Origin of the sequence: Nocardiopsis deserti (assembly GCF_008638355.1) — a bacterium.
GTDB classification, from domain to species: Bacteria; Actinomycetota; Actinomycetes; order Streptosporangiales; family Streptosporangiaceae; genus Nocardiopsis; species Nocardiopsis alborubida.
The window spans coordinates 1-5518 of the sequence record NZ_VWVS01000045.1; the positions used below are offsets into that span (position 1 = coordinate 1).

The following is a 5518-nucleotide window of genomic DNA, read 5'->3' on the forward strand; positions in this document are numbered from 1 at the left end:
AAAAAAGCAGGGGACCGCCCACAGACGATCCCCCACCCTCACAAAAAACCGTGGCAGCGACCTACTCTCCCACCCCACCACAGGGCAGTACCATCAGCGCAAAGAGACTTAACGACCGGGTTCGGAAAGAGACCGGGTGTGACCCTCCAGCAATAACCACCACGGAAACCACACCACCCCGAACAACTCAACCCACACAGGGGAGTCATCCACGGCGGAAATCCGTGAAAAGTGTGCGCGAACATCCAATTATCTGCAGCGGACAAGCCCTCGGCCTATTAGTACCGGTCAGCTCCACCCCTCACAGGGCTTCCACACCCGGCCTATCAACCCCATCGTCTATAGGGAGCCTTACCCTCTCAAGGAGGCAGGAGACCTCATCTCAAAGCAAGCTTCCCGCTTAGATGCTTTCAGCGGTTATCCCTCCCGAACGTAGCCAACCAGCCATGCCCTTGGCAGGACAACTGGCACACCAGAGGTTCGTCCGTCCCGGTCCTCTCGTACTAGGGACAGCCCTTCTCAAGTCTCCAACGCGCACAGCGGATAGGGACCGAACTGTCTCACGACGTTCTAAACCCAGCTCGCGTGCCGCTTTAATGGGCGAACAGCCCAACCCTTGGGACCAACTCCAGCCCCAGGATGCGACGAGCCGACATCGAGGTGCCAAACCATCCCGTCGATATGGACTCTTGGGGAAGATCAGCCTGTTATCCCCGGGGTACCTTTTAGCCGTTGAGCGACACCGCTTCCACACGCCGGTGCCGGATCACTAGTCCCAGCTTTCGCTCCTGCTCGACACGTCCGTCTCACAGTCAAGCTCCCTTGTGCACTTACACTCAACACCTGATTACCAACCAGGCTGAGGGAACCTTTGGGCGCCTCCGTTACTCTTTGGGAGGCAACCGCCCCAGTTAAACTACCCACCAGACACTGTCCCCGAACCGGATCACGGTCCAAAGTTAGATGCCCGAAACAGTCAGAGTGGTATTTCACCAACGCCTCCACCGCCACTAGCGTGACAGCTTCACCGGCTCCCACCTATCCTACACAAACCATCCCAAACACCAATGTCAAGCTATAGTGAAGGTCCCGGGGTCTTTCCGTCCTGCTGCGCGAAACGAGCATCTTTACTCGTAGTGCAATTTCACCGGGCCCATGGTTGAGACAGTGGGGAAGTCGTTACGCCATTCGTGCAGGTCGGAACTTACCCGACAAGGAATTTCGCTACCTTAGGATGGTTATAGTTACCACCGCCGTTTACTGGCGCTTAGATTCCCAGCTTCGCAGGCCGAAACCCACTAACCAGTCCTCTTAACGTTCCAGCACCGGGCAGGCGTCAGTCCGTATACAGCGTCTTACGACTTCGCACGGACCTGTGTTTTTAATAAACAGTCGCTTCCCCCCGCTATCTGCGACCCCACCCAGCTCCAGATGCAAAATCCTTCACCAGACAGGGCTCCCCTTCTCCCAAAGTTACGGGGACAATTTGCCGAGTTCCTTAACCATGGTTCACCCGAACGCCTCGGTATTCTCTACCTGACCACCTGCGTCGGTTTAGGGTACTGGCCACACACGAACTCGCTAGAGGCTTTTCTCGACAGCATGGGATCACTCACTTCACCAAAAACGGCTCGGCATCACGTCTCAGCCTTCACGGCGTGCGGATTTGCCAACACACCGGCCTACACGCTTACCCCCGGACAACCACCGCCGGGTAGAGCTACCCTCCTGCGTCACCCCATCACTTACCTACTACAAGCTCGGTTCCCAGACCAGTAAGTCAAAGCTCCCCGAAGGGACCCAAGACCACCAGCGTGGTTAGCATCACCTGATTCAGTACTGGACGCTCGTGCACGGGTACGGGAATATCAACCCGTTATCCATCGACTACGCCTGTCGGCCTCGCCTTAGGTCCAGACTCACCCTGGGCGGATTAACCTGCCCCAGGAACCCTTAGTCAATCGGCGGCAACGTTTCTCACGTTGCTTTCGCTACTCATGCCTGCATTCTCACTCGCACGCCCTCCACCACACGATCACTCGGCAGCTTCACCGGACGCACGACGCTCCCCTACCAACCCACACTTACGTGTGAGCTTCACAGCTTCGGCGGTGTGCTTTAGCCCCGCTACATTATCGGCGCAGAACCACTTGACCAGTGAGCTATTACGCACTCTTTAAAGGATGGCTGCTTCTAAGCCAACCTCCTGGTTGTCTCAGCAACTCCACAACCTTTCCCACTTAGCACACGCTTAGGGGCCTTAGCTGATGATCTGGGCTGTTTCCCTCTCGACTACGAAGCTTATCCCCCGCAGTCTCACTGCCACGCTTCACTTCACCGGCATTCGGAGTTTGTCTGACGTCAGTAACCTTGTCGGGCCCATCAGCCAAACAGTAGCTCTACCTCCAGCAAGAAACACGTGACGCTGCACCTAAATGCATTTCGGGGAGAACCAGCTATCACGGAGTTTGATTGGCCTTTCACCCCTACCCACACCTCATCCCCCAGGTTTTCAACCCTGGTGGGTTCGGGCCTCCACGAGGTCTTACCCCCGCTTCACCCTGGACATGGGTAGATCACTCCGCTTCGGGTCCACAGCATGCGACTCATTCGCCCTATTCAGACTCGGTTTCCCTACGGCTACCCCACCCGGGTTAACCTCGCCACACACCATGACTCGCAGGCTCATTCTTCAAAAGGCACGCCATCACCAAAGACAAGCTTCAGCTCTGACGGCTTGACAGCACACGGTTTCAGGTACTATTTCACGACCCCTCACCGGGGCACTTTTCACCTTTCCCTCACGGTACTAGTGCACTATCGGTCACCAGGACGTATTTTGGCTTAGCAGGTGGTCCTGCCAGATTCACACGGACTTTCACGGGCTCCGCGCTACTCGGGAACACATCAACATCTAGCCGGTAACTTCGTCTACGGGACTCTCACCCACTACGGTGCCGCTTCCCAACGGCTTCAACTACCACCGACATCAACGCTCCAGGCCGACAGACCTGAAAAGATGCGCCCCACAACCCCGCACACGCAACGACTGTCGTCTATCACACGCCTACGGTTTAGCCTCTTCCCCGTTCGCTCACCACTACTAGGAGAATCACTGTTGTTTACTCTTCCTACGGGTACTGAGATGTTTCACTTCCCCGCGTCACCACCAACCACCCTATACATTCAGGTGGCGGCAACCCGACACAACTCGGGCTAGGTTTCCCCATTCGGACACCCACGGATCACAGCTCGGTTGACAGCTCCCCGTGGCCTATCGCGGCCTCCCACGTCCTTCATCGGCGCCTGGTGCCAAGGCATCCACCGTGTGCCACTATCACTTGGCCACTACAGATAATAAGATGCTCGCGCACACTATTCACAAATCAAAACACCAACCGCACACCCCAACACCACATCGGCACACAGCACCAGACACCAGGCCTGACACCCACCGAGAGTTCTCAGAGGCGGTCCGCGGGAACCAACACCGGCCACCCATCCCCCCACACGGAGAGACCAGCGGCCGAAGGTTGCTTCCTCAGACACCCAACAGCGCGCCCCCGGGCGCTTCTAGTCACCCGAGGTCAAGTTCGATTCCTCTTCAGCCACTCCTGAACAGCCAACACCCGAAGGCGTCCGTGCTGCCAGGTCCACTTCTGAGTCCGGCCGGCTGTAGAAGTAATGCCGACCTGTAAAGACTCCTTAGAAAGGAGGTGATCCAGCCGCACCTTCCGGTACGGCTACCTTGTTACGACTTCGTCCCAATCGCCAGCCCCACCTTCACTCACTCCCTCCCACAAGGGGTTAGGCCGCAAGTTTCGGGTGTTGCCGACTTTCATGACGTGACGGGCGGTGTGTACAAGGCCCGGGAACGTATTCACCGCGGCGTTGCTGATCCGCGATTACTAGCGACTCCACCTTCATGGGGTCGAGTTGCAGACCCCAATCCGAACTGAGACCGGCTTTTAGGGATTCGCTCCACCTTACGGTATCGCACGCCCATTGTACCGGCCATTGTAGCATGTTTGCAGCCCAAGACATAAGGGGCATGATGACTTGACGTCATCCCCACCTTCCTCCGAGTTGACCCCGGCAGTCTCCCATGAGTCCCCACCATTACGTGCTGGCAACATGGAACAAGGGTTGCGCTCGTTGCGGGACTTAACCCAACATCTCACGACACGAGCTGACGACAGCCATGCACCACCTGTCACCCGCCAACTAAATGACCTCACATCTCTGCGAGTCCACGGGTGATGTCAAACCTTGGTAAGGTTCTTCGCGTTGCGTCGAATTAAGCAACATGCTCCGCCGCTTGTGCGGGCCCCCGTCAATTCCTTTGAGTTTTAGCCTTGCGGCCGTACTCCCCAGGCGGGGCGCTTAATGCGTTAGCTACGGCGCGGAAACCGTGGAAAGTCCCCACACCTAGCGCCCAACGTTTACGGCATGGACTACCAGGGTATCTAATCCTGTTCGCTCCCCATGCTTTCGCTCCTCAGCGTCAGGTAAGGCCCAGAGACCCGCCTTCGCCACCGGTGTTCCTCCTGATATCTGCGCATTTCACCGCTACACCAGGAATTCCAGTCTCCCCTACCTACCTCTAGCATGCCCGTATCCACTGCAGAACCGGAGTTAAGCCCCGGTCTTTCACAGCAGACGCGACACGCCGCCTACGAGCTCTTTACGCCCAATAATTCCGGACAACGCTCGGACCCTACGTATTACCGCGGCTGCTGGCACGTAGTTAGCCGGTCCTTATTCCCCACCTACCGTCAACTCCCAGAGAACTGGAAGCCTGCGTTGGTGGTAAAAGAGGTTTACAACCCGAAGGCCGTCATCCCCCACGCGGCGTCGCTGCGTCAGGCTTTCGCCCATTGCGCAATATTCCCCACTGCTGCCTCCCGCAGGAGTCTGGGCCGTGTCTCAGTCCCAGTGTGGCCGGTCGCCCTCTCAGGCCGGCTACCCGTAATCGCCTTGGTAGGCCGTTACCCCACCAACAAGCTGATAGGCCGCGAGCCCATCCCTGACCGAAAAACTTTCCACCCTCCACCATGAGGTGGGAGGTCGTATCCGGTATTAGACGGCGTTTCCACCGCTTATCCCGGAGTCAGGGGCAGGTTGCTCACGTGTTACTCACCCGTTCGCCGCTCGTGTACCCCGAAGGGCCTTACCGCTCGACTTGCATGTGTTAAGCACGCCGCCAGCGTTCGTCCTGAGCCAGGATCAAACTCTCCATAAAGGTCACTCAACCCAACCCGGCCGCGAGGCCTGGGCGGGTAAACCTAGAAGTAATCCTGACCAACCGGGTTACCCCGGCTAATCAAAGGAACCTCGCACACGAACCTTGCGGTTCTGTGTGTCGGGGCCAAAACAAACATGGCTTAAAGAAAATCAAACACGCGCTGTTGAGTTCTCAAGAAACAACCGCTCTTCGCTTACAAGCCGCTGTGGGCTTTTCCGCCGAAGGCGTCTGCGTTTCCGCTTTGTTGTGTCTTTACTTTATCAGGTGTTCCGC

General features: G+C 57.2%; 3 rRNA genes. All 3 read right to left on the minus strand.

Annotated elements, in window-relative coordinates:
- Window positions 1-48: 48 nt before the first annotated feature.
- Window positions 49-164: ribosomal RNA gene (rrf, locus tag FYW99_RS31450) — 5S ribosomal RNA — on the minus strand.
- 93 nt (window positions 165-257) lie between these two features.
- Window positions 258-3348 (minus strand): 23S ribosomal RNA (locus FYW99_RS31455).
- A gap of 361 nt (window positions 3349-3709) precedes the next feature.
- A 16S ribosomal RNA gene (locus tag FYW99_RS31460) occupies window positions 3710-5242 on the minus strand.
- The 16S, 23S and 5S rRNA genes sit together here, the layout of an rRNA operon.
- Between the last annotated feature and the right edge of the window lie 276 nt (window positions 5243-5518).